Raw genomic sequence first — 24,393 nt, 5'->3', positions numbered from 1 at the left:
TGGTTAAAAAACTTTTCTTTAGTTAAATTAATTAAATAATCTACTCTACAGAAAACGTTTACATTATGATGAATATAGATTAAAGTTATAGGAGGAAATAGCATGGAAAAGAAATTGCACGCAACAGCTGCTAACGAAACAGATTGGCGCAACAAATTAACCAAAACGATGATTGGTTCGGTTACGTTACCTGTTTATCTTGTAACAGCTAGCATTATTCTTGTTACGGCTCTATTAGAACAACTACCAGTCAATATGTTAGGTGGTTTTGCCGTAATTTTAACAATGGGTTGGTTACTTGGAACAATTGGTGGAAATATTCCTATTTTGAAACATTTTGGCAGTCCTGCAATTTTATCTTTATTAGTACCATCAATTATGGTCTTTTTCAATTTACTCAACCAGAATGTCTTAGACTCAACAGATATTTTAATGAAACAAGCAAACTTTCTCTATTTCTATATTGCTTGTTTAGTTTGTGGAAGTATCCTTGGAATGAACCGCAAAATTTTAGTCCAAGGTTTAATGCGCATGATTGTCCCGATGGCATTAGGAATGATTTTAGCAATGGGCGTTGGAACCTTTGTTGGAACGCTGTTAGGCCTCGGTTGGAAACATAGCCTTTTCTATATCGTCACTCCTGTTTTAGCTGGTGGAATCGGTGAAGGTATTCTTCCTTTATCCCTTGGTTATAGCGCCATTACCGGATTGCCAAGTGAACAATTAGTGGGGCAATTAATTCCCGCAACCATTATTGGTAATTTTTTTGCTATCATGTGTTCTGGTTTACTTAGTCGTTTAGGAGAAAAACGCCCTGAACTTTCTGGACAAGGTCAGTTGATTAAAATTACTAATTCAGATGATTTAAGTGATGCTTTAGAAGAAGACAAAGCACCAATTGATGTAAAATTAATGGGCGCTGGTGTTTTAATTGCGTGTACCTTATTTATTACAGGCGGTTTATTGCAACACTTAACAGGCTTTCCTGGTCCTGTTTTGATGATTGTTGTCGCAGCCTTTTTAAAATACTTAAACGTAGTACCGAAAGAAACCCAACGCGGATCAAAACAGCTTTATAAATTTATCTCTGGCAATTTTACGTTCCCGTTAATGGTCGGCTTAGGTATGTTATATATTCCTTTAAAAGATGTCGTAGGAATGCTTAGCTGGCAATATTTTGTTGTGGTAATTAGTGTCGTTTTCACTGTTATTGCTACAGGATTTTTCGTTTCACGCTTCATGAATATGAATCCTGTTGAGGCTGCCATTGTCTCCGCTTGCCAGAGTGGTATGGGTGGGACTGGCGATGTGGCTATTTTAAGTACAGCCAATCGAATGAACTTAATGCCGTTTGCACAAGTTGCGACACGTTTAGGCGGTGCCATTACAGTAATAACAATGACTGCTATTTTTAGAATGCTTTTTTAACTATAAGTGAATTATTTAGGAGGAAAATGATATGTCAACAAAAGATGTAAAAGAATTAGCGATTGAGCAAGCAAAAAAATTTGGGGGAAAATTAGAAGTCTGTCCTAAAGTTCCGATTGAAACAAAAGCAGATTTAGGAATTGCCTACACACCAGGTGTTGCGGCTGTTTCTTCTGCCATATATGAAAAAAAAGAACGCGCTTACGAATTAACAACAAAGAAAAACACCGTCGCCGTTATCAGTGATGGTTCAGCAGTTTTAGGTTTAGGTAACATTGGTCCTGAAGCAGCGATGCCTGTCATGGAAGGAAAAGCTGCATTGTTTAAACGCTTTGCTGGTGTGGATTCGATTCCCCTTGTTTTAGATACACAAGATACTGAAGAAATCATCCAAACAGTGAAATTTTTGGCTCCAACCTTTGGGGGGATTAACTTGGAAGATATCAGCGCTCCTCGTTGTTTTGAAATTGAACAGCGTTTAATCGATGAACTAGATATTCCCGTTTTCCATGATGATCAACACGGGACAGCGATTGTTGTTCTAGCGGCTTTGTACAACAGCTTAAAATTAATCAACAAGAAAATAGAGGACATTCATGTGGTAATCAACGGCGGTGGCTCCGCTGGTCTTTCGATCACAAGAAAATTTTTAGCTGCTGGTGTAAAACATATTATCATTGTTGACCGTGCAGGGATTCTGAGCGAAACAGATACAGCTCTGCCACCACACCACGCAGAAATTGCGAAGCTAACCAATCGGGAACACCGTACCGGTGATTTAGCTACTGCTCTTGAAGGCGCTGATGTCTTTGTTGGTGTTTCGGCACCAGGTGTTTTAAAACCTGAGTGGATTCAACAGATGAATGAGCAGCCAGTTATTTTTGCAATGGCTAACCCAGTTCCTGAAATTTTTCCTGATGAAGCTTTAGCGGCAGGCGCTTATATTGTCGGAACTGGTCGTAGTGACTTTCCGAATCAAATTAATAATGTGTTAGCCTTCCCTGGTATCTTCCGTGGTGCCTTAGATGCTCGGGCGAAAAAGATTACGATTGAAATGCAAATTGCCGCTGCCAAAGGTATTGCAAAATTGATTCCCGATAATGAACTCACGCCGACTAATATTATTCCCGATCCATTCCAAGAAGGAGTCGCAAAAGTCGTCTCCGAAAGCGTCCGTAACGCTGTCAAAGAAACAAATTAAAAAGAGAAAAAAGGAACAACCTAACTCCTCTTGAGTTAGGTTGTTCTTTTTAAAATCTGAAACAATAATTTATTATTTAAAACTGATATTAAACTCTTGCATATCTTTTTCAATATAAGTAAGTAATTTTTTATTTTCAAAGAAACGTGTAAAGTAGTACGCAATACGATAATCTTCAACAGCATCTAGTCCTAGCATTTGTTTATTAAACGCTTTTTCGTATAATAAGCAATCTAAAGAGTAAATAGAACTGTGCGTCCGATTAATTTCGATTCCTTTATCACTTAATTCAATACTCTTTGCATAGTCTTTAATTAATGAATAGAATTTTGCGATATTATAATAAATACGGCATTGCTCTAATGGATAATCTAATTTGAATTCGCTTAGCAATTGTAAAGATTTATCGTAATAAACTTTTGCTTTTTCAATATCATCTTCTAATTCATATAAAATACCGATCGCATTCATACTCAAAATATTATAAATATTAATATCACGACTAATTTCAGAACCACGATGTAAATAGAACAATGCTTCGCTATTATTTTTCTTACCTAATAAACTCGTAATTCCTTTATAATAGAAAAATTTTGTTTCTAAAATTCTGTTTGAACTTTCGATATCATCTGGATAGTCTTTCAACAGATCATAGGCTTCATCGTGCTTAAAGTAAAAGCATAATTCTTCTACTTTATTTAATAAGCTTTCGAGTTTTTTCTCACTAGAACCTTCGATACATTCTTCCACTTGTAAGTCTAAACGTAGACATACAGATGAGAAAATGTCTAAACTGTCACACACATTTTTGTTTTCAATGTTACTAATTGTTGCTTGTGTACAAATTCCTTTTGCCAATTCAGCTTGCGATAATTTTTTCTTTTTACGCGCTGTTTTGATTTTTTCTCCCGCTACTCTCACAGTCAAAACTCCAATCTTTCTATTTTTTTTGTATTAAACATACCATCATTTTACAGATAATGTTATAATGAAGCTATCATAATAAAGGAGGTGAAATATATGTTTGATTTACTTGCTTTATTAACTGGAATTTCAGTTCGTGGCAATGCACCACACCAATAATTACGTGTTTGTTTAACTGAATTTCTGACGGCTCTACCTATGCCAGTAGGTGGAGCCATTTTTTTATTTAATATTATAAAATTAACAGTATTTCTGAAACCACACACTTATTATAACACAAATTATAAATTATGCTAGATAGTTACCAAATTAACGTCATTACAAGGATGTTACGTTTTTACAACATCTTGTAAAACTAGACAATGCTGTCCTTCTTTATCCACCACACTCAATGATAGTGATAGTATCTTATGATAGAAACAACATGTACATTATAACAATTATTATTAAGAAAGCTACTTCTCAATAGGAGAAGTAGCGCTTCTCTCGTTACAGTTTTACTCTTCTTCTTCAGCCATGAATGTATTGAAAACTTCTTCAATCATATCCCATTCAGCGTCTGTTTCAATTTGCTGTAAATCGCCTTCTGTACCTTCTGCGTTTTCCACATATGAGTAAGCTTGCAATTCAACATCTTCATCCTCAGGAATTCCTGCTGGATATAATAAAACATAATTTTTACCGAATTCTTCTTGACCGTCAACAGTTAGTAAAATCTCGTATAATGTTTCATTTCCTTGTTCGTCTACTAAAGTAATGTGTTCATGTCCTTCGTGATCATGATCGTGGTTGTGTTCTGTCATTCTTCTTCTCTCCCTTGATGTATTCAAAGCTCGATAATTATCGGCTATGTGCATCTAAATAATTTTGTAGAATCATTACTGCCGCTAGTTTATCAATGACTTTTTTTCTTTTGGCTCTTGAAGCATCTGCTTGCTCCACCAAGAAACGCTCTGCTTGGACAGTTGTTAATCGTTCATCTTGATAGTCAACAGGTAATTGAAATAATTCTTGAATCTTATCACCATATGCCATAGATGCTTCAGCTCTAGGACCGATGGAATTATTCATGTTTTTCGGTAAACCTACGACAAATTTCGTGACTTCGTATTCTTTCACCAATTCACCTAATCGCTCAAAGCCGAAGTTCTCTTCCTCTTCATTGATGCGAATAATTTCGATGCCTTGCGCTGTCCAACCTAATAAATCACTAACAGCCACACCGACTGTCCGTGAACCTACATCTAGCCCCATGATCCTCATTTGATATCGATTCCGTGGTTCGCTAAGTAATATTTGGTTAATTCTTCCATGATTTCATCACGTTCATGACGACGAATTAAGTTTCGAGCATCTTGATAACGAGGAATGTAAGCCGGGTCCCCAGAAAGTAAATACCCTACTATTTGGTTAATAGGATTGTATCCCTTTTCTTCTAATGCCCGATATACGGTTTCTAACGTTTCACTGATTGCTTTTTTTCGATTATCATCAAAATCAAAGCGTACTGTTTCGTCTGTAAAACCCATTTTACTACACCTCACTTCTACTTTTATACAATTTCATTTTACTAGAAAAGAACCGAAACTACAAACAAAATTTCTTCTCCTTCTCTCTTTTTTGTTATTTCTTAGTCTTTTATTAATAAAGGCTTCGTAAAAAAATGACAGCCATCGATAATTTTAAAATTATAAAAACAAATACACAACTTTATAAAACAAGAATAAAGCTCTGCTAAATCGCCAGAATATCACCTTTCCCTTCAATTCATTTTGCGAAAAAATCGACGTTTTTCTTTTGAAAACTTTTAAATACCTATGATTAAATAATATCAGCCTTTTAATGTTACAATTCGCTAACAATCTGTTTACGATGTAAATTTTCGATTGCAGCTGTTATTTATTTCCTCTTTTTGGTTCGTTTGTAGTACACTAGAAGAAAATACATAAAGTGAGGCTTGCTCAATGACTCCTGCTCATTTGGATTTACTTTTAGAAACCTGTTTGTTAGCTGGTAAAATTATGATAGAAAGCGATGCAGAAATGTACCGTGTTGAAGATACAATGAGCCGGATTGCGCTTGCTTCTGGCAACTATCGAATGGTTAGCTATGTGACACAAACTGGGCTATTTGTTGGCATAGATGGAACCTCCACGATTCGTATGGTTCAAGTAATGAAACGTGGCATTGATTTAGAAAAAATCTCTCGTGTGAATCAGCTGTCTCGTGCTTATGTGGCTGGTGATTTTTCTTTAGAGGAATTACTGAATAAACTAAAAGTGATTGATAGTGAACACCGCCATTTTCCAATTAGCGCACGCATTGTTAGTGCGGCCGTTGTCAGCGCTACGATTATGATTCTTTTTGGTGGCGTCTGGTCCGATTTATTCTTGACTTTTCTGATTGGTGGTTGCGGCTATAGTCTTTATTATTTTAGTTTAAAGTTTCTCAAGATTAAATTTTTATCTGAATTTTTAGCTTCGCTGTTCATTGGTGCAGCCGCTATCCTTTCAGTCAAATTGGGACTCGGACAATCACAAGATTTAATCATCATTGGTTGTGTCATGCCTTTAGTGCCTGGTGTGCAAATTACCAATGCTCTTCGCGATTTGCTAGCCGGACACTACTTATCGGGTGTTTCTCGTGGGACTGAAGCATTAATGACTTCAGGAATGATTGGTTTTGGCATTGCTTTTGTCTTTCAACTTTTCTATTAAAAGGAGTGACTTACTTGCTAGGAATCGTTTTGGTACAATTTATCTTTAGTTTTTTAGCTTCTGCGGCGTTTGCGATTATTATTAATGTTCCTCGACGATCACTGGTGGCTTGTGGTCTAACTGGTAGTGTGAGCTGGATGCTTTATTGGGTAATCGTTGAAGTTTTTAGTGGGAATGCGGCATTAGGTTCCCTCATCGGTGCTGTCGGTGTTGCGGCAGTAAGCTACCTATTCTCAAAAATATTGAAAATGCCTGTCACGATTTTTAATATTCCTGGTATTGTTCCATTGGTACCTGGTGGCTTAGCTTATCAAGCTGTTCGGAATATCGTAATTGGCAATTATGAAAAAGGCGCCTATTTTACCGTGCAAGCTGTAATGATTGCTGGGGCAATTGCGTTAGGCTTAGTCGCTTCTGAGGTTTTCAATCAGAATATCCGCAGCTTTCGGGAAAAAAGAGAATCTTTGGGTTTTATTCGTCGTAAGCGCAACAAAATTAAAAAATAGATAGCAAAAAAGTTGGTTGCTTCCATTTGATAAGGAAGCAACCAACTTTTTTTAAAAGGAACGATAGACATATTGATTTTTTGGTGCTTGATCTGCTTTGACTTTCTCCACTTGCACAGTTGGTATTTGTCGTTTAAACGGTGGATAATAGGACAACTCAACGGTTCCGGTAATCGTTACCCAATCATTGTTTTGAAATTGCGTATGTTCAGGAAAATGAACCAACAAGCCAAAAACGCCAGAATCAGCGACACAATGAATAATCCCAAAACGGAAGACAAATTGGTCAACACTTTCTTCTCGTTTTGAATTATAGACAAAGCCTTTATAAGAAATCCTTTTCCCTGCAAATTGACTTGGATAATTATAGATTAATTCCATAATTTCCAAATAGTTTTCATCCGTAATTGAAATCACAGATTGGCCATCATATTGTTTCATGGCTTTTGCCATCTGTTTGTCATAATCCGTCTTATTGAAATACATACTTGTATCAGGTTTCAAATATTGCGTTTTCATATCAGGATCCCCTACTGATTCTTTACTTACTGGAAAGTTAAAGCCTTTTGCTTCAACGATTGTTGTGTCTAAACTAACTGTCGGAAATAATAAGCCAACAATCAACGGTAAAGAAAGTAGTAAATAGGCAAGCCCTCTTTGGCTGGTTTTTTCCAAATTATGCTGATGGCCATGATGTTCATGTCCCCCATGTTGGTGCATGTCTTCATGTTTTTTTTGCATTGATGGATCTGCTTGGTTCCACAAAATCAATTGGACAATCGCCATAATAAAAGCTAAAACCATTGATAAAACAGCTAAGTAATTATAATGAATATTGATATATTGGTTCAGTTCACCTGAAATTTGAAGATACATCATCAACCCCATATATCCAATTAAAATAATAAATCGTATCATCGATTGTAGGCCTCCTTTCTAAACTACTGCCGCATAAATAGTTACGACAAGCGCCACTATCAAAACAAATTGTACAATGAATGACATTTTAAAATAACGTTTCATCATCAATAAATTTTTAATATCTACCATTGGACCAAAAACCAAGAAGGCGACAATTGGTCCTGTTCCAAACAAACTCAAAAGAGAAGAACCAATAAATGCATCTGCTTCTGAACAAAGTGATAGAGTGGCAGCGATGACTAGCATGACTAGAATCGCTAAAATCTTTGAATGGCCCAATTGCATAAGCGCACCAGTTGGAATATAGGTTTGCATGATTGCTGCTAACAAAGAACCAAAAATTAAATACCGACCCGTATCAAAAAATTCATCAATACTATGGGTTAACGCTGACCAGCCGTTTTTCCAAAATGAACGAACTTCATCAACGTGTTCATGCGTATGAGCAACCTGCTCTTCTTTAATCTGCGCCAACTCTTTTTCTGTTAAAATTGATTCTTTTCGAAAATAAGCTAACCAAATGCCGATAACCCACGCGACAATCATACTGCCTAAAACTCGCCAAATCACAAATTTTGTTGCGCCACTAAAGGCTACGTATGTTGAGAATAGCACAATTGGATTAATGATTGGTGCCGTTAACATAAAAGCAAAAGCGGTATGTGTTGGTACATCTTTTTTAACAAATTGATGCACAATGGGTACGATCCCACATTCACAAGAAGGGAAGAAAAACCCTAGGAAACTCCCTACACAAATTGATAAAAATTTATTTTTAGGTAACACTTTTTTTACTCGTTCTGGTGTTAAAAAAACATGTAAAGCGCCTGAAATCAAGCAACCTAACATGACAAAAGGCAATGCTTCGATAATAATCGAAAGAAAAATAGTGCTCATCTGTAAAACAGAGTTTGGTAAAAATTGAAACATTATAGACCTCCCACTAGTAAAAATCTAGTTAACTATACTCCTAACACCAGACAAACACAAGTATTTGTCAAAAAATTAACTAAGAGTTTAAAAGTATTATCACCGATGTCTCTGTCAAACCAGCTGGATAAAAGAACAAAAAATGAGCATGGGACAAAAATCACTTTGGATTTTTGCTCCACGCTCAAAAACTGATAAACCACCATTATTCTAAATTTGAAATAACTCTGAGGCTGAATCGGGGTCTGTATCATATACCTTAAATGCTTCACCGACGCCTAAATCCTTTTGCTTCAAAGTAGACTCCATTGCCATTCGCGCATGAAGTTTCGTATTATTTTCTTTGCTAAGATGGCCTAAATAAATGCGTTTTGTTTTATCACCTAACACATCCGCCATCACAAGAGCACCATCATCATTGGATAGATGGCCTTTATCTCCTAAAATCCGTTGTTTAAGACTCCATGGATAAGGTCCTGCTCGCAAAATTTCAATTTCATGATTGCTTTCGACTAAATAAGCATCTGCGTTTTCAATCGTGCCACGAATATGATCGCTACAATAACCTGTATCCGTTAGAACAACAAAGGAACGATTATTGCGATGAAAACGATAAAATTGAGGCGCAATCGCATCATGTGAGACACCAAAACTTTCAATGTCCATATCTCCCAAGGTCAAAACTTTGCCCATTTCAAAAATATGTTTTTGAGCGACATCGACTTTGCCAATCATGGGATCCATCGCTTGCCACGTTTTTTCATTGGCATAGACATCTAACTTATATTTTCGCGCTAACACGCCAACGCCGTGAATGTGATCCCGATGTTCATGTGTAACTAAAATCGCATCTAAATCCTCTGGTTTGCGATTGACTTCTGCTAACAGTGAAGTGATTTTTTTGCCACTTAAACCCGCATCTACTAATACTTTCTTTTGGTTGGTTTCAATAAAAAGGGAATTGCCTGTACTGCCACTGGCAAGAACACTGATATTAAAAGCAAACTCTGAATCCATTTAAAACTCTTCCCTTCTACATTACAACATTAACGTGTTTCATTATACAACGGACCTTAATGTTTTTCCACCTTTGGCACAGTATTATTTGTGATGATGGTATTACTTACGGCATTCACCTGTTCAATTTCAACTGAATCTTCACCAGTAGAAATTCCTACAAACCAGACTGGAACGTATACATTTTTCTCACGAATTTTATAAATTCTTGAATAGGCCAATTTAATGAATGTTATTTTGGAATTACTAGGAATCCGGTTATTCATATAGAGCGTGTCTATCGCATCACGATTGGAATATAAATCCGTTTTGTCTCGTAACTCTTCAATATTTTCAATGTGCGTTTGCGAATATTTACTAATTTTCCATAATTCACCTGACGTATCTGCTAAAATACTTAATTTTGCCGTGTCATCTCTAAAGGGAATTCCTTTATACGATTGTGCAGCCACAATTTCTGCCGTCGGCTCTTTTAAATGAGAAAATTCTGGTAAGTATTGATATTCGTCTCCGAATAATAAAGCATTTTTTTCATTTAAAAAAGTACTTAAATCTTTATCAATTTTCTTAGGATCAATAAAATAGTTTTTACTAGGCACACTCGTTAAAGTATTATCCGCAATTTGCAGCCCATTTCTCAAAAAATTTTTATTCTTTTCACGTTGGATTTTTAAAGCAGCAGAAAAATTGGTTTGTTCGCCACTTAAATAATAGCCTTCCAATCGTTCTGAAGAAAGTGTCCCTTTATACGAGATGTTATCTTTTTCCAACCGACTTTCAATCGATTCTGTTTGGCTGGAAGAAGAGACGTTGCTCTCTTCTTGTTGACCTTCCCGATAAATGCCAAATAAAAAGATATTTAATCCTAAAAATGCTAAGAAGAAAATCCACTCAATTCGTTTAAAATCCATTAGCCCACCTCCAAGCTTGGTAATTGTTTTACCAAGTCCGTTGCAGTGTACCAATTGTTGTTATAAAGGACATACCATTCCGGACTTAAATCAACGACTTGTTTGACTTCTTCAATTGTCTGCCACGTATAACCGATAACAGCCGATTGGATTTTTTCCTTTTTAGCACCAGCTGTTTCTAAACGCTTAATCAATTTTTCCGTGCTTTCCAGCGTCACTTCTTCTTCTGAAGGGATCGGCACTTGGATCGTATTCACACTTGTGTTAATGGTTACGCTTGGCGCAGCACCATCATTGTTCGTGATGCGAATATCCACTTGGCCTTTTAAATCATTACTGAACACTGGGAAACCTTCCACAAAAGTCCGATAATTGACACTATCTTTCGTTCGATCAAAGTAACGTAAATTCCCCATATTGGTTCCTAAACGTTTTACATAAGAAAAGCTTTGATTATAGATTGAATCCCGTTTATTCTCTTCTGGCAAGGTCCCTTTAAAATCGATTTTTCCCAGTTTTTCTTCTGCAAACAATCGTTCTTCTTTACTCGTATAGGTTAAGTCTTGACTGTCTTCATTGGTTTGGATATCTTCCGTTTCATTGAAAAAAGCATTCCTAAAACGAGTAACTGGTTGCGAAGCTAAAATATAACTGTACTTTTTCAACTTCATATCATTGGTTAAATAACATTGCCCTTGTTTGGTTAGCGTATTTTCGGAAACGTCTTGATATTGTAATCCCTCTTTATTGATAATTCCCATTAAGCGCGGCTTATTGACAGTCATGGGCGCTTCATAGACGTTGGCTTGGTCATAATCTAAAAAACGTATCTTATTTTCGTTAAAATCCAATTGAATTTTCGTAAAATACTGGTCCGTCAACTCATTAAAGTTAGTAAAATTAATGGATAGATTATAAATCGAAGCATAGTCCGAGATTAAAAAGGGACCTTGATAAAGAAGTTCAATGCCTTGTTCCATTTGGTTGTAGCGCTTAAGTTGCTCTGCATTTTTTGTCACAACTTGTGTCAATTTACCAAACGTAGCCATTTTAATATCATTTTGAACATTACTAATTAATGTTTCACGATTACTTTGCATCGCTTTTCCATCGGCTATTCGAATCAATTGCAAAGGTAAATAGACATCGCCAATGGCTTTTTCATTGACAGCTGTTGTGACTTGGCTTCCCGACTTCATTTCTGGTATTTTTTTGGCAGAATTCAGCCAGATATTGACTGAAAAATATATACTTAAAATGACCATTAAAATCAAGCCAATTCTTGTAATCCATTCTGATAATTTCATCATTCCCACCAATCCTCTTCATAAGGTTCATATGGTAGTGAAATATAGAAAGTCGATCCTTCACCTTCTGTACTTTCCACCCAAATACTCCCGTTATGGGCCCGAATTACTTCTTTAGAAATTGCTAAACCTAAACCAGTCCCACCTTGTGCTCGCGCACGGGCTTTATCCACACGATAAAAACGCTCGAAGACTTTCCCGAGATCTTTTTTAGGGATGCCCAAACCTTGGTCCGAGATACTAAAGACGACATTATTATGTGTTTCAACTAGTCGGCAGGTAATGACGCCACCATCTGGCGAATACTTAATCGCATTGTTCAAAATGTTGTCTAAAACCTGAATTACTTTGTCTGTATCTAACTCTACCCATAAATCGCGTTTAGTAAATTCACGGCGAATTTTGTAATTTTTTTGCTCATTTTCAATCATCATATCAAAGCGATCCAAGACAAAATTAATCAATTCGTTAAAATTCACATACTCTAATTGAAGATGTGTATTCCCAGAGTCCATCCGAGATAAATTCAACAAATCATTAATCATACGAATCATCCGGTCGGTTTCTTCTAACGTGACTTTTAAGAAATTCGGCGCAATCTCAGGGTTTTCCCAAGCTCCTTCACTCAAAGCCTCTATATAACTACGCATACTTGTCAAAGGCGTTCGCAACTCATGAGAAACATTGGAAACAAATTCCCGTCTTTCCCGTTCGTTTTTTTCCTGTTCTGTGACGTCATGAAGTACGCAAACTAAGCCAGTAATAAATCCTGATTCCCGACGAATCATCGTAAAGTCTACCCGGATAATCATTTGGTCTTCTTCACGATCAGACGTTGAGCGATCAATCAGCAGTTCATCTGGCTCTTCTAACAGCTTCCGCAATGTGTAGTCTTCTTCAATATCTAACAACTCTAATAACGAGGTCCCAATCACATTTTCATTTTTTACATTTAATAACGAAAGGGCCATTTCATTAATCGTAATCACCTTTCCGCGGCGATCCGTCGCAATGACACCATCTGTCATATGCGTTAAGACACTATCTAAACGATTTCTTTCTGCTTCCATTGTTTCTTGTGCTTCTTCAATCCGTTCTGATAATTGATTAAATGTTTCTGCTAATTGGCCTAATTCATCTTTTCCATGGACTTCTACTTTTCCAGCGTAATCACCACGAGCGATTCGAATGGCTTGCTCGCGCATTTCCCCAATCGGCTTCGTGATTGATCGTGCAATCAGTAAGGTCACAATAATCGAGATTGCTGCGGCAATAATAGAAGCAGTGAAAAAGATACTTGCTGTGTTGGTAATTTCTTGGTATTTATTTTCTAAATTACTTTTCACATAAAGGACGCCAATCACTGTTTCTCCAGTAGGCGATTGAATCGGCTGAACATTCACATACACACGTTTATCATTATCTAAAGCTTGATATTTTTTACTCGTAAAGTCATTTAAATCACGATAATCATTCTTTTTCCCAATAATATTTTGTTGATTTAAATCATTGGTTGCCCGAATAATCCCTTTATCATCGACAATTCTCGCTTCAGAAATGTCTGCATTTGAAAAATCAGATAACGCTTTTTTTAAATTTGCATCAACGTCACTACGTTCGAGATCTTTGTTGCTCATCTGCGTACTTAACGTATTTGACAATTGGACAACCTGAGAATCCATATTTTTCTTAAAATCGGAAATTGTAGTGGCTTCCAGTTCACGAATGAAATAGCCGCCAATGATTTGAATCGCAATCAGTAACAGCAGAATAAATGATAAAGCAATCTTAAAATTAACAGATTGAAAAAAGTGAACTTTTTTCTTCATACCTGATTACTCCTGTTCAGGATTTCTTAGATAATAACCAACCCCACGACGAGTAACTAAATACGTTGGATGACTTGGACTATCTTCAATTTTTTCTCTTAAACGACGTACGGTTACGTCCACTGTCCGCACATCACCAAAATAATCATAACCCCAAACGGTTTGTAATAAATGTTCACGAGTCATCACTTGTCCGATATGTTTTGCTAAGTAATAAAGTAACTCAAATTCACGGTGGGTTAATTCAATTTTTTCACCCCGTTTTGAGACCATGTATGCATCAGGATGAATGGTTAAATCACCAATCGTTAATTCAGATTGTGTTGTCACCTCGGCTTCTTTCGCATTGGTTGCACCTCGCCGTAAATTGGCTTTGACACGAGCAACTAATTCACGATTTGAAAATGGTTTCGTTACATAGTCATCGGCTCCTAATTCTAATCCTAAAACCTTATCAATTTCAGAATCTTTGGCAGTCACCATAATGATTGGCATATCATGTGTTTTGCGCACTTCTCGCGCGACTTCTAAGCCATCCATTTTAGGGAGCATTAAGTCTAAAATAATTAAGTCTGGTTCCACTTCTTCCACTTTTTCAAGTGCTTCTTCTCCATCGTAAGCAGTAAATACTTCATATCCTTCTTTAACCAAATTATATTTAACGATCTCTGAAATTGGCTTCTCGTCATCAACTACTAAAATTTTCTTCACAAAGAGACACCTCTTTTTCCTTCTAATCTTATTTGATACTTTCCTATTATACCTTATTTTGATGATGTTTTCATCTTTGGTTAAAAATGCGCCTTTAGGTTCTCCTAGTATAACAAAAAAAGAATCTCTGACAACAATTGACGCTTGTTATCAAAGATTCTTCTTTCGCTAATCTATTCTTCCGTATCTAAGACGAATTTTGCTACAAGAGCGGCTAATAATCCACCAATTAATGGCGCAACGATAAAAATCCACAACTCAGATAACGCTGAACCACCCGCAAAAATGGCTGGCGCGATGCTACGAGCTGGGTTGACAGAAGTTCCTGTCAAAGGAATGCCGACTAAGTGAATCATTGTTAGTGTTATCCCAATTACGATTCCTGCTAATGAAGCATTGCCTTTCTTAGCACTTGTAACTGTCATGACAACTAAAACAAAAATAAATGTTAAAATAATTTCGACTGTCAATGCACCAGCAACACTTAATTCCCCTACGCCATTTTGACCTAAGTTCTCAATACTTTTACCAGCACCTTTTAGAATGCTTAATAATGCAAATGAGGCAATCAAGCCGCCAACAATTTGTCCCACTACATAGTAGATTAATTCCATTGTTGTTATTCGTTTATTAAGCCACATTCCTAGAGAAACAGCTGGATTTAGATGTGCACCTGAAATTGTGCCAATACTATAGGCAGCAGCAACGATTGTTAACCCAAATGCTAAGGCAATCCCCGTTGTTCCAATCCCTTCCATACCATTTCCTAGAACGGCTGTTCCTGTCCCAAAAAAGACAAGAATAAATGTTCCTAAACATTCTGCTATTGCTTTTTTCACAAAAAATTCCCCCTTTGTAGACAAATTGTAACACATTCGTGAAATTTTCAATATAATTTTCGTTGTTTTTCCAGCAAAATGATATTTCTATGAAAAAGAGAAATCTTAAATGAAAAATCCCCTCAAAAAAATTTGAGGAGATTTTTCATTTAATTAATCATTTAATAACTGTATACCAACACCTAAAAGTCCTGGTCCTGTATGAACAACTAATGCCGGACTAATCGTTCCAAAGTAAATTTCTTCTGCTTGTGGAAAAGCCGCTTTCAAGCGTTCCATCATTGCTTTTGCTTCTTCCTCTGCCGCACCGTGAGCGACTGCCAAACGGAAACGGGGTGCCTCACCTATAAAGTTCGTTACCAACTCAAACGTTTTATCTAGACTTTTTTTACGGCCGCGAGACTTAGCCACCGTATAGTAAATGCCTTCTTCATTACAAGAAATAATGGGGTTTAATTTTAGCGCATTCCCTAAAATAGAAGTGACTAAACCAATTCGTCCACCTTTTTGTAGATATTCTAAAGTGGCTACATTAAAAAATACTTTTGCGTTGGCTACTTCTTCTGTTAATTTTTGTTGTAATTCTTGCCATCCTAATCCTGTTTCAATCAATTCTGCTGCTCGTATCGCCTGAATGCCAGCCCCGATACCAATGTTCTTTGTATCTAAAACAAATACATCTAGTCCTTCGGTTTGTTCTCCAAGCAAGCGAACCACATTATAGGTTCCACTTAAACCACTAGAAATGGTCACCGCTAAGACTTTTTCGTAACCCGCTTCTTTAATTTTGTCAAAAATAGCTTGGATTGTTGCGCCATCTGGTAATGAAGTACTAGGGATTTCTTTCTCTAAACGTTGATACACTTCTTCTGGTGTAATATCTACCTTATCTGTATAGGTTTTTTCAGGATAAATAATCTGTAAGGGCAAGACATACATGCCGTATTGTTTGACTAATGCCTCTGGAACATCTGTCCCAGAATCAACCAGTAGTGCGATTTTTTCTTTATTCATGTGTCATCTCATCCATTTCTTTTAAGTATTCTTGTTCCAATTCAATCACTTTTTCACTAAACATTTTAGTAGCAAAAGACATTGTCGCTGCTTTTACAGCCAAATATTCAATCCCCATAGGTTCTTGTGATTTGGCCTGAACTTCTTTTTCTTGCGCTTGAGCAGCAATCACATAAATCGCTCGTTCCTGTTCTTGACAAAATAAATTGTACGCTTCACGAATACCAACCGTAGCTCCTTGGAATAAAATGCCTTGCTTAATTTCTGGCAATGTTAACACTTGTTTCAACAACGTAATCGCAATTAAAAACGCTAAATGCTTTTGATTGTAGCGCTTTTTCACTGGGGCCGGGATTAACCCGTGTTTGACATAATTATTAACCATTGAGGACGTTAACAAAGTATGTTTTTCCAGTGTAATCAATGGGGATAAGTATTTTTCTATCAGAGTAATCACTTGATCCATATATAATTCAATATCTGGTAACTCATGCCATCTTGGCAAATGAACGTTTTCCAATTGTTGGCCCCAATTTTGTAGTGATTTTTCTATCTCGTCCATAAAAACCCTCCTAACCATTTCTAAAAAAGAATATCATACTTTTGACAATTATTCAATCTAGTTTTTAAAACTAGATTGAATAAAAAAGAAAAGCGAGCAATTTTGGAATTGTTCACTTTTCTCTCTTTATTTTTTTAAAGAACGTTTTCCGATTAAAATACCTATCAAAAACAGGCCTTCTAATAAAACAAAAAACAAGATAAAACAATGCATAAAGTAGGCTTCAGGTAAGGCATTGATAATCGGATCAGTCAGCGGATTAAATAACCAAGCATCGTTGTTAAAAAATAATCCATGAAACGCAATAAAAAATTGATCAAAGCCAATTAGCATGAAAAAGCCAAAAAGCACAGGCAAAAACATTCCCCACTGAAATGGCCGTATCAATGTCCATAAACGCTGATTTTTTACCAAATATTTTAAATAAAGGACACTAGGCAACAACGTAACTAGTAATACACCATAGCACAATAAAAACAATTTTTTCACTTCATAAAAATGAAAAGCCGCGCTATCAGACATTGGAAAATCAGGAAATACTAATGTTTTTTCAAAAGGATTGTTTAAGTACATCATTAAATGATCGTAATTTTTAATCAAGGTCACACGATCAACCTCTACGTCTTTTAAAATATTTAAGTGTTGGATATCAAAAAGATACAATGGACGAAAATTAATCGTGATCGTGATACTTAAAGCCATAATCGTTAAAAACAAACAAATGAGTCCAAGTGTTTCCCTTAAACGCAATTTCGACCTCATCATACTCAAAAAGTCCATTCATCTAAGGAATCAACAACATAGGTTGGTGGCGTTGGCAAAGTTGGAACAGCTGACTTAGGGGTAAAACCTGATGTAACTAACAAGCTATCAATACCATTTTGAATCCCTGATTGAATATCGGTTTCATAATTATCTCCAACCATAATTACTTGCTCTTTTTCCACGCCTAAATGCGCAATCGCTCGTTCCATGATAATCGCTTTTGGTTTGCCAATATAAACTGGTTTTGTTTGAGTAGCTGTCTCCACAAACGTCACAACTGAACCTGCACCAGGTAATAAGCCTCTTTCTGTCGGAATGTTCTTATCTGGATTGGTCCCAATAAACAACGCCCCTTTTTGAATGGCTAAGGTAGCTAAAACCACTTTTTCGTAAGATAATTCTGTATCAAGTCCCACGACAACATAATCAGGATTTGTTTCATCCCATTCAAAACCTGCTTCTAAAATTAAGTCAATTAAACCAGCCTCGCCGATGACAAAGACTTTCTTGCCTCGATTGGTTTCTTTCATGTAATCAATCGTCGCTAAAGTCGCTGTATAAACAAGGGATGCTGGGACATGAATATCAAATTCATTTGCTAAACGTTGTGCCACTGTTTCAGGAGATTTAGTGGTATTATTCGTTACAAATAAAAAAGGCAAATCTTTTTCCTGTAACTGCTCGACAAAACGTTTTCCGGCTGGAATTGGTTCTTTTCCTAAATAAATCGTTCCATCTAAATCAATTAAATATCCTTGATAGTCTTTTTTCACTCTGTTTACTCCTCACGTTGACGAATCGTAAAGCCTTTGCCAGATTTTTTGGAACTAGGCTGTTTGGGTGTAGTCGTTTTTTTATTTTCTTCTTTTCGCGTACGAATCACTGGCTTGCTATTTTTATTAGCGGACGCACTCTTTTCCTCGACAAACGCGTTAGAACGATTATTCTTTTTATGGCGACGACGACGATGCGTTGTTTTTTCTTTACGTTCCCCTGTTCGTTCAATTACAAAATAGGCACAGCCAAAATTACAATATTCATACAAATAGTCTTCTAGTGTATCAATGCGTTGATCCGGCGCTGCCCGACGATTAGAAGTATCAAAAAAGCCACGCAAGCGTAACTGTTCATAGCCCCAGTCTCCAACGATATAATCATAACGCGCTAATACTTCACTAAACCGTTCACCTAAGCGTTCAGGATCAAAGGCATCACGATGATTTTTAACAATTCGGTACTCTCTTTCACCAATTTGAATATCTGTTTCATTCACAATGGTGACAATTTCCCCTTTTTTCTTTTCTTTTACAGGTTCTTCTTTTATTTCTTCAAGAACTGCTGTTAGTTCTTCTGTAAAGGTTGCAGCAGTTTCTGTTTCTTTTTTTTCGGTTGTCTTTTTGTCTGTCATTTTTTCACCACCTAGTTTTTATTATACCTTGTTTTTATTTGATTGGATAGTGGGCATGCAGATAGTTCGCCACGACAGTTCTTAAAACGTCTGGAAATAAAAATTCGACTTCTCCAACTAACTCAATCGTTGGGAAAAACGGAACAAATTGAAAGTGATCCACTGTTGTCAGCGTATATTTCTGCTCTGGCTGAATAGGTTTCCCTTGCCAAAAAACGGTCTGGCTATTTCGCTCAAAACGAATCCCATCATAACATAATTCGCCAAAAATTTTCCCGCGGAAGCCCATCCCGCGAATCGGAAATTTCCGCAGAAATTGACGACTTTTTTCCATTTCACGAATCAAACGGCTCATGTCTGACCCTTTCAATGTAACCTTGATTAAGTGCATTGGATGAGGCAAAGCCTCATGTAATTGGTCTGCATTGATTATTCCTTCTGGTAAATCTGCTAAAAATAACCCGTTGTTTAACACAGCCGCTTCGGTCTGTCCCGCTTCTTTTAACGCCTTCAAGGCAACAGTTATAAAGGCATACGGTTGCCGTAAGTCCGTTGACAAGGCTTCAGGGATTTGTGCAATTTGCTGCGCTTGCAATAGTCGATGACCTTCCGTTAAGTAACCCGCAATTTCCTTGGCATCAGTTGCTTGCTCTTCTAAACTTGCTGTTTCAATCGTTTTTGCATAACTTGTGACTTGCTTCGTGTCGGTATCCACAAACAGATGCACTTCACCAATATACTGTCCATATTTGCCAGCAGCTGCTAGTTGTACATGATTAATTTTTTCACCATCTTTAAATAAATGATGTGTATGGGAACCTAAGATCACTTGAATTTCAGGATAATTCGCCGCAATCATAAAATCAGTATCTATCCCCAAGTGACTAAGCAAAATGAGAACATCACATTGAGGCGCAACTTCTGTAATCAGTTGAGGAAGGACTGCTTCCACTTGTTTGATTGTCCAGCCATTAGGATTATACGTTAAAGGAAATGGTGCGGTTAAGCCAATAACCCCTAACTTTGTGCCTTCTTTAGTTGTCATAATTTTATATGCTTGACAAAAATCTGGTAACGTTTGGGTTTTTGGGTCTTCTAAATTAGCTAAGACCACTTCAAATGTTGCCTGATCATATAAATGCTCTAATTGTTTCTTTGAATTGCCGATTCCTTCATTATTTCCAATTGTAACTAGGTCATACGCTAATGTATTCATTATAGCTACATTTGCTCGACCATCTGTTGCTTCGGTCAAAGGATGACACCGATCTGAAAAGTCACCTAAATCAATGGTTACGACTGTTTTGCCCTCTTTTTGGTACAGCGAACGTTTGGCTTTAACCAGACGCCGTATTTTGGGCCAATTTTCAAAGTGAGAATGAAGATCATTGGTATGGAACAACACAATCTCTTCCACTAAAATCGCCTCCTTTATTCAGCGCTCTGATTAATAGTACCATATTTATAGAAGAAAGTTACAAAAAAGAACAGATGACTTTAGAAGAATTTCTCCTAAAATCACCTGCTTTTATCAGGACGAACTATGCGTTATTTTTGGGACGCTTGCGTTGCGTCGCTTCCATGATAACTGGTAAGATCACAGGACGACGTTTGGTTTGTTCAAATAAATAACGGCTTAAATTTTCGCGGATTTCTTGTTTCAGTTTGCTCCATTCAAAATCGTCACTTTCTAAATGCTTTTCAACAATTTCTGTAACAATATTGCTACTTTCTTTCATTAGGTCTTTACTTGTTTTAACGTAAACAAAACCTCTAGAAGTAATTTTAGCTGGTGAAACAATTCGTTTTTCTCGGCGATTAATTGTCACGACAGCCACAAAAATACCATCTTCGGAAAGAATACGACGATCCCGTAAAACGATATTACCAATATCGCCGACACCAATCCCGTCAATCATAATATTTTCGGCCGTTGTGCTGCCAGCTACCGACATTCTACCTTTTGTATACTCTAGAATGTCCCCACGACCTGTAATAAAGATATCTTTATAAGGCATGCCAATTTCGTGTGCTAAGTCCGCATGCGCAGCTAACTGGCGGTATTCACCTTGGACAGGAATGAAATATTTGGGTTTCATTAAGTTCAACATCAATTGCAAGTCATTCGGATTAGCGTGACCAGACACACGTAAATTGTCGGAAATTTGCTTCACCGTAGCACCGGCCCGATAGACAATATCCTCTGTTTTAGCAACCGTTGTTTCCATGGCCGTTGTCGGCGTTGTCGTAATATAAACTAAATCGCCTTCTTCAATTCGAACGACACCATGTGTATTATTAGCCATTTTTTGAAGTGACTTAATCGGTTCTCCCATTCGGCCTGTTTCTAAAATTAATAACTGTTCGGGTGCATATTTTTTCATTTCTTTTGGTTTCACTAATAGATCTTCGCTTGGCAATTGTAATTTTTCCAATTTCATCGCCGTCCGAATAATCCGTTCAAAATCTTGGCCTGTCAAAACGACTTTACGACCAGAACGATCCGCTGCATTCAATACTTGTTGGACCCGTTGCAAATTACTTGCCACACATGCCACGATGATTCGTCCTTCCCAATAGCGAATCGTGTCGAACACTTCATCAGCGATTTGGGCTTCGGATGCAACTTGGGCTGGGTTTTCAGCATTTGATGAATCACTAAGTAGCGCCAAGACGCCTTCTTTCCCAATTTCAGCTAAGCGGCCGTAATCGGTTTGATACATCTCAATCGCACTTTGATCAAATTTAAAATCACCAGTATAAACAATGTTGCCTTCTTTTGTTTTGATACTAACGCCAATCGAATCTGGAATGGTGTGCGTTGTTTTAAAGAAGCTCACCGTTGCTTGACCAAAATCAATTTCTGTATGCGGGTCAATCACATGGAAATCTTTAAATTTCTTCGTTTCCGCATGACTGTTGACACTTAGTTTTGCTAGTTCAATCGTTAATTCTGTCCCAAAAACAGGCACTTGAATTTTTGAAAGCAAATACGGTAAGGCCCCAATTGCATCTGCATGGCCATGTGTTAAAAAGACCCCTGCAATTCGTTCACTATTTTCTTCTAAATACGTAAAATCCGGAATGACAACGTCAATTCCTAAAAGTTCGTTCTCTGGATATTGTAATCCACAATCCAGTACAAAAATTTCATCTTCCACTTCAGCAACGTACATATTTTTTCCATTTTCACGAACGCCGCCTAATGGAACGATTTTTATTGTACTCACTCTTTTCACCTCTCTATGATTACACGTTCTTTAAATCTCTAACGTGCGAATAATTCTTTGCTCTTCTTCTGGTGTACAAGCAACTAGAGGTAAACGTAAATTTCCAACAGGAATACCTAAATGATTTAAGGCCGCTTTCACGGGTGCCGGTGAAGGCACTGAAAACAATGCGTTCATTTTTGGTAATAACTGTCGTTGAATTTTAGCCGCTTCCGGCAAGTTCCCCTGCTCCAGCGCTTGATACATCTCATACATTGACGAACCGAAGACATGACTGGCTACCGAAATAACCCCTTGTCCGCCAAGTGCCTTGGTGGCAAAAGCCAACCCGTCTTCTCCAGTATACACTAGAAAGTCTTTTGGCGCTCTTTCAATCAACTCAGTAATTGCATCTAACCCTGCACATTCTTTAATTGCCACAATTTTTTCCAATTGTGCTAAGCGCAAAGTAGTTTCCACTTCTAGGCATGCAGCCGTTCTACCAGGAACATTGTACAAAATAATTGGCAGTTCACTTGCTTCTGCGATGGTTTTAAAATGTTGATACATACCTTCTTGATTTGGTTTATTATAATAAGGAACAACCGCCAAAACAGCATCGATACCAGCGATTGTCGCTAACTCTTTCACAAAAGCGACTGAGTCACGTGTATCATTCGTACCCACACCACAAATAATCGGAATACGTCCATCGATCAGTTCAATAATTCGCTGGAATAATTGTAATTCTTCTTCATGAGTTAACGTGGGTGATTCACCAGTTGTTCCTGCTAAAATAACGCCTTCTGTATGATTGGCCAATAAATAGTCTACCAATTGCGGTAGTTTATCAAAATCTATTTCTCCCGATTCTTGAAACGGCGTAACCATTGCCGTAATAATTGTTGCATTCGTTAAATCCATCCTATTCCCTCCCGAGTATACAATACAAACCTTCTAGTCGTTTTCAGGTACACGAAGCAAATTCATTTCGTGTAGCGTTTCAGCAATTTGGACCGAGTTCCAAGCAGCTCCTTTTAATAGGTTGTCTGACACAATCCATAAATGGAAACCGTTCTTCACGTCAACGTCTTGACGAATACGGCCGACAAATGTTTCTTTCTGGTTGACGCTATTTAGCGCTTGTGGATATAGTTGTTCACTTGGCTCATCTTGCAAAATTACACCTGGAGCTTGCGCCATTAATTCTTGGATGGCTGAGACCGATGCATCTGCTTGTTTCACTTCTATATAAACAGATTCAGAATGTCCTGAAATTACCGGAATACGGACACAGGTGGCAACGACTTTTAGCTTGTTATCTCCCATGATTTTTTTTGTTTCATTCATCATTTTCCATTCTTCGTAGGTATACCCTGCTTCTGAAAAAACATCAATTTGAGGCAACGCATTAAAAGCAATTGGATAATGTTTTTCGTCACTGCCAGCTGGTAAAATTTCAGCTGACCATTCACTGACAGGTTTTCCCTCTAAAAAATCTTCGGCTTGTTCTTTTAGCTCATTAATTGCACGGATACCTGCGCCACTCACAGCTTGATACGTTGAAACGATGATTCGTTCTAAGCCAAACGCTTGCCGAATTGGTTCTAAGGCCACCATCATTTGAATCGTAGAACAATTGGGATTTGCGATGATTCCCTGATGATTTTTCAAGGCTTCCGGGTTCACTTCTGGAACAACTAAAGGAACATCTTTTGCCATTCTAAAATGGCTAGTGTTGTCAACAACAACAGCTCCGCGCTTAACTGCTTCTGGTGCAAACTTTTCGGAAATACTCCCACCAGCACTAAATAATGCTAAATCGATTCCTTCAAATGATTCCGGGACTAATTCTTCCACGATAAGAGGTTGCCCTTTAAACTGAATCTCTTGTCCAGCAGAACGCTTAGACGCCAATAACCTCACACTGGCAATTGGCAAACTTGTTTCTGCTAACAATTCAATCATTCTTGTCCCGACAGCACCTGTTGCTCCTACCACGGCAACATGATATTCTTTTCCCATATTTTCATACTCCCCTCTTACCTTCTTGTAAAAGCTACTTGTCCTATTTTACCATAGTATTGAAAAAACCTACATAGTCAAAAAAATGATTTTTTTATTTTCCCATGATATTTTAAAACTATTACCCATCAAAGGACTATCCATTGACTTTTGACTTAAATTTGTTATA

25 protein-coding genes are annotated in these 24,393 nt (G+C 37.2%); 4 read left to right on the top strand and 21 right to left on the bottom strand.

What is annotated here, in order from left to right:
• Positions 1-102: 102 nt before the first annotated feature.
• Entirely contained in the window at positions 103-1,428 is a 1,326-nt protein-coding gene (locus tag IGK70_RS05460; RefSeq protein WP_220421747.1) for a 2-hydroxycarboxylate transporter family protein, read from the top strand.
• Positions 1,429-1,459: 31 nt separating this feature from the next.
• Positions 1,460-2,629, top strand: coding sequence for an NAD(P)-dependent malic enzyme (locus IGK70_RS05455; RefSeq protein WP_104855675.1), 1,170 nt, complete (start codon positions 1,460-1,462; stop codon positions 2,627-2,629).
• 72 nt (positions 2,630-2,701) lie between these two features.
• On the opposite strand, the gene IGK70_RS05450 is transcribed toward IGK70_RS05455, so the two are convergent.
• From IGK70_RS05450 to ireB, 4 genes are all read right to left on the bottom strand, one after another.
• The gene (locus IGK70_RS05450; protein ID WP_220421745.1) at positions 2,702-3,550 is read right to left on the bottom strand and encodes a helix-turn-helix domain-containing protein; all 849 of its coding nucleotides are present in this window, start codon (positions 3,548-3,550) and stop codon (positions 2,702-2,704) included.
• A gap of 500 nt (positions 3,551-4,050) precedes the next feature.
• Positions 4,051-4,356, bottom strand: a complete 306-nt coding sequence (locus tag IGK70_RS05445; protein ID WP_002357933.1) for a DUF1292 domain-containing protein — start codon at positions 4,354-4,356, stop codon at positions 4,051-4,053.
• 37 nt (positions 4,357-4,393) lie between these two features.
• Positions 4,394-4,816 carry a Holliday junction resolvase RuvX gene (ruvX, locus tag IGK70_RS05440; RefSeq protein ID WP_002357936.1) on the bottom strand — a complete coding sequence of 141 codons (423 nt, stop codon included), beginning with the start codon at positions 4,814-4,816 and terminating at the stop codon, positions 4,394-4,396.
• Entirely contained in the window at positions 4,813-5,082 is a 270-nt protein-coding gene (ireB, locus tag IGK70_RS05435; protein WP_002357937.1) for a regulatory phosphoprotein IreB, read from the bottom strand. The genes ruvX and ireB overlap by 4 nt, the downstream gene beginning before the upstream one ends.
• Before the next feature lie 435 nt (positions 5,083-5,517).
• On the opposite strand from ireB, the gene IGK70_RS05430 reads away from it, so the two are divergent.
• Complete coding sequence (locus IGK70_RS05430) at positions 5,518-6,270, top strand: threonine/serine exporter family protein (protein WP_002357938.1); 753 nt, start codon at positions 5,518-5,520, stop codon at positions 6,268-6,270.
• Between the two features lie 5 nt (positions 6,271-6,275).
• Entirely contained in the window at positions 6,276-6,776 is a 501-nt protein-coding gene (locus IGK70_RS05425; protein WP_002382172.1) for a threonine/serine exporter family protein, read from the top strand.
• Positions 6,777-6,827: 51 nt separating this feature from the next.
• Here the strand turns inward: IGK70_RS05425 and IGK70_RS05420 are convergent, their stop codons facing one another.
• From IGK70_RS05420 to IGK70_RS05340, 17 genes are all read right to left on the bottom strand, one after another.
• Positions 6,828-7,694 carry a TIGR03943 family putative permease subunit gene (locus IGK70_RS05420; RefSeq protein WP_220421744.1) on the bottom strand — a complete coding sequence of 289 codons (867 nt, stop codon included), beginning with the start codon at positions 7,692-7,694 and terminating at the stop codon, positions 6,828-6,830.
• Between the two features lie 18 nt (positions 7,695-7,712).
• A complete protein-coding gene (locus tag IGK70_RS05415; RefSeq protein ID WP_002379342.1) occupies positions 7,713-8,627 on the bottom strand; it encodes a permease in 915 nt (304 codons plus the stop codon).
• A gap of 210 nt (positions 8,628-8,837) precedes the next feature.
• Entirely contained in the window at positions 8,838-9,644 is an 807-nt protein-coding gene (locus tag IGK70_RS05410; protein ID WP_002357943.1) for an MBL fold metallo-hydrolase, read from the bottom strand.
• A 56-nt stretch (positions 9,645-9,700) separates the two neighbouring features.
• The gene (locus tag IGK70_RS05405) at positions 9,701-10,555 is read right to left on the bottom strand and encodes a two-component system regulatory protein YycI (RefSeq protein ID WP_002365516.1); all 855 of its coding nucleotides are present in this window, start codon (positions 10,553-10,555) and stop codon (positions 9,701-9,703) included.
• Entirely contained in the window at positions 10,555-11,865 is a 1,311-nt protein-coding gene (locus IGK70_RS05400) for a YycH family regulatory protein (RefSeq protein ID WP_104855676.1), read from the bottom strand. The genes IGK70_RS05405 and IGK70_RS05400 overlap by 1 nt, the downstream gene beginning before the upstream one ends.
• Complete coding sequence (gene walK / locus IGK70_RS05395) at positions 11,862-13,691, bottom strand: cell wall metabolism sensor histidine kinase WalK (protein ID WP_002357946.1); 1,830 nt, start codon at positions 13,689-13,691, stop codon at positions 11,862-11,864. Before walK ends, IGK70_RS05400 begins: the two co-directional genes overlap by 4 nt.
• Positions 13,692-13,697: 6 nt before the next feature.
• On the bottom strand, positions 13,698-14,402 hold the full coding sequence (gene yycF, locus IGK70_RS05390; RefSeq protein ID WP_002357947.1) for a response regulator YycF: 705 nt from the start codon (positions 14,400-14,402) through the stop codon (positions 13,698-13,700).
• A gap of 173 nt (positions 14,403-14,575) precedes the next feature.
• On the bottom strand, positions 14,576-15,277 hold the full coding sequence (locus IGK70_RS05385) for an MIP/aquaporin family protein (RefSeq protein ID WP_162783033.1): 702 nt from the start codon (positions 15,275-15,277) through the stop codon (positions 14,576-14,578).
• 117 nt (positions 15,278-15,394) lie between these two features.
• Entirely contained in the window at positions 15,395-16,255 is an 861-nt protein-coding gene (locus IGK70_RS05380) for a DegV family protein (RefSeq protein ID WP_002357950.1), read from the bottom strand.
• The gene (locus IGK70_RS05375; protein WP_002357951.1) at positions 16,248-16,817 is read right to left on the bottom strand and encodes a DUF1836 domain-containing protein; all 570 of its coding nucleotides are present in this window, start codon (positions 16,815-16,817) and stop codon (positions 16,248-16,250) included. Before IGK70_RS05375 ends, IGK70_RS05380 begins: the two co-directional genes overlap by 8 nt.
• Before the next feature lie 126 nt (positions 16,818-16,943).
• Positions 16,944-17,597 carry a TIGR01906 family membrane protein gene (locus tag IGK70_RS05370; RefSeq protein WP_025189836.1) on the bottom strand — a complete coding sequence of 218 codons (654 nt, stop codon included), beginning with the start codon at positions 17,595-17,597 and terminating at the stop codon, positions 16,944-16,946.
• Entirely contained in the window at positions 17,585-18,355 is a 771-nt protein-coding gene (locus tag IGK70_RS05365; protein WP_002357953.1) for a TIGR01457 family HAD-type hydrolase, read from the bottom strand. The genes IGK70_RS05370 and IGK70_RS05365 overlap by 13 nt, the downstream gene beginning before the upstream one ends.
• A gap of 5 nt (positions 18,356-18,360) precedes the next feature.
• On the bottom strand, positions 18,361-18,990 hold the full coding sequence (locus IGK70_RS05360; protein ID WP_002413393.1) for a YutD family protein: 630 nt from the start codon (positions 18,988-18,990) through the stop codon (positions 18,361-18,363).
• A 34-nt stretch (positions 18,991-19,024) separates the two neighbouring features.
• On the bottom strand, positions 19,025-20,407 hold the full coding sequence (locus tag IGK70_RS05355; RefSeq protein ID WP_104855678.1) for a bifunctional metallophosphatase/5'-nucleotidase: 1,383 nt from the start codon (positions 20,405-20,407) through the stop codon (positions 19,025-19,027).
• A 124-nt stretch (positions 20,408-20,531) separates the two neighbouring features.
• A complete protein-coding gene (locus IGK70_RS05350) occupies positions 20,532-22,220 on the bottom strand; it encodes a ribonuclease J (protein ID WP_002357956.1) in 1,689 nt (562 codons plus the stop codon).
• A 30-nt stretch (positions 22,221-22,250) separates the two neighbouring features.
• Positions 22,251-23,123 carry a 4-hydroxy-tetrahydrodipicolinate synthase gene (gene dapA, locus IGK70_RS05345; protein ID WP_002361644.1) on the bottom strand — a complete coding sequence of 291 codons (873 nt, stop codon included), beginning with the start codon at positions 23,121-23,123 and terminating at the stop codon, positions 22,251-22,253.
• Positions 23,124-23,156: 33 nt separating this feature from the next.
• Positions 23,157-24,224, bottom strand: coding sequence for an aspartate-semialdehyde dehydrogenase (locus tag IGK70_RS05340; RefSeq protein WP_002381968.1), 1,068 nt, complete (start codon positions 24,222-24,224; stop codon positions 23,157-23,159).
• Between the last annotated feature and the right edge of the window lie 169 nt (positions 24,225-24,393).

It is taken from the genome of Enterococcus sp. DIV0358 (assembly GCF_051713465.1).
In the GTDB taxonomy this organism is placed as follows: domain Bacteria; phylum Bacillota; class Bacilli; order Lactobacillales; family Enterococcaceae; genus Enterococcus; species Enterococcus faecalis.
The sequence above is the reverse complement of the archived record's forward strand: the minus strand, read 5'-3'. Positions and strand labels throughout refer to the sequence as shown.

Coding starts and splice junctions, on each gene's coding strand:
- IGK70_RS05340 (WP_002381968.1), bottom strand. CDS start 24,224: ATGGGAAAAGAATATCATGTTGCCGTGGTAGGAGCAACAGGTGCTGTC.
- IGK70_RS05380 (WP_002357950.1), bottom strand. CDS start 16,255: ATGAATAAAGAAAAAATCGCACTACTGGTTGATTCTGGGACAGATGTT.
- IGK70_RS05430 (WP_002357938.1), top strand. CDS start 5,518: ATGACTCCTGCTCATTTGGATTTACTTTTAGAAACCTGTTTGTTAGCT.
- IGK70_RS05420 (WP_220421744.1), bottom strand. CDS start 7,694: ATGATACGATTTATTATTTTAATTGGATATATGGGGTTGATGATGTAT.
- IGK70_RS05385 (WP_162783033.1), bottom strand. CDS start 15,277: ATGTGTTACAATTTGTCTACAAAGGGGGAATTTTTTGTGAAAAAAGCA.
- IGK70_RS05410 (WP_002357943.1), bottom strand. CDS start 9,644: ATGGATTCAGAGTTTGCTTTTAATATCAGTGTTCTTGCCAGTGGCAGT.
- dapA (WP_002361644.1), bottom strand. CDS start 23,123: ATGGATTTAACGAATGCAACAATTATTACGGCAATGGTTACGCCGTTT.
- IGK70_RS05375 (WP_002357951.1), bottom strand. CDS start 16,817: ATGGACGAGATAGAAAAATCACTACAAAATTGGGGCCAACAATTGGAA.
- walK (WP_002357946.1), bottom strand. CDS start 13,691: ATGAAGAAAAAAGTTCACTTTTTTCAATCTGTTAATTTTAAGATTGCT.
- IGK70_RS05400 (WP_104855676.1), bottom strand. CDS start 11,865: ATGATGAAATTATCAGAATGGATTACAAGAATTGGCTTGATTTTAATG.
- IGK70_RS05455 (WP_104855675.1), top strand. CDS start 1,460: ATGTCAACAAAAGATGTAAAAGAATTAGCGATTGAGCAAGCAAAAAAA.
- IGK70_RS05460 (WP_220421747.1), top strand. CDS start 103: ATGGAAAAGAAATTGCACGCAACAGCTGCTAACGAAACAGATTGGCGC.
- IGK70_RS05370 (WP_025189836.1), bottom strand. CDS start 17,597: ATGGACTTTTTGAGTATGATGAGGTCGAAATTGCGTTTAAGGGAAACA.
- IGK70_RS05405 (WP_002365516.1), bottom strand. CDS start 10,555: ATGGATTTTAAACGAATTGAGTGGATTTTCTTCTTAGCATTTTTAGGA.
- ireB (WP_002357937.1), bottom strand. CDS start 5,082: ATGGGTTTTACAGACGAAACAGTACGCTTTGATTTTGATGATAATCGA.
- IGK70_RS05415 (WP_002379342.1), bottom strand. CDS start 8,627: ATGTTTCAATTTTTACCAAACTCTGTTTTACAGATGAGCACTATTTTT.
- IGK70_RS05445 (WP_002357933.1), bottom strand. CDS start 4,356: ATGACAGAACACAACCACGATCATGATCACGAAGGACATGAACACATT.
- ruvX (WP_002357936.1), bottom strand. CDS start 4,816: ATGAGGATCATGGGGCTAGATGTAGGTTCACGGACAGTCGGTGTGGCT.
- IGK70_RS05360 (WP_002413393.1), bottom strand. CDS start 18,990: ATGACAGACAAAAAGACAACCGAAAAAAAAGAAACAGAAACTGCTGCA.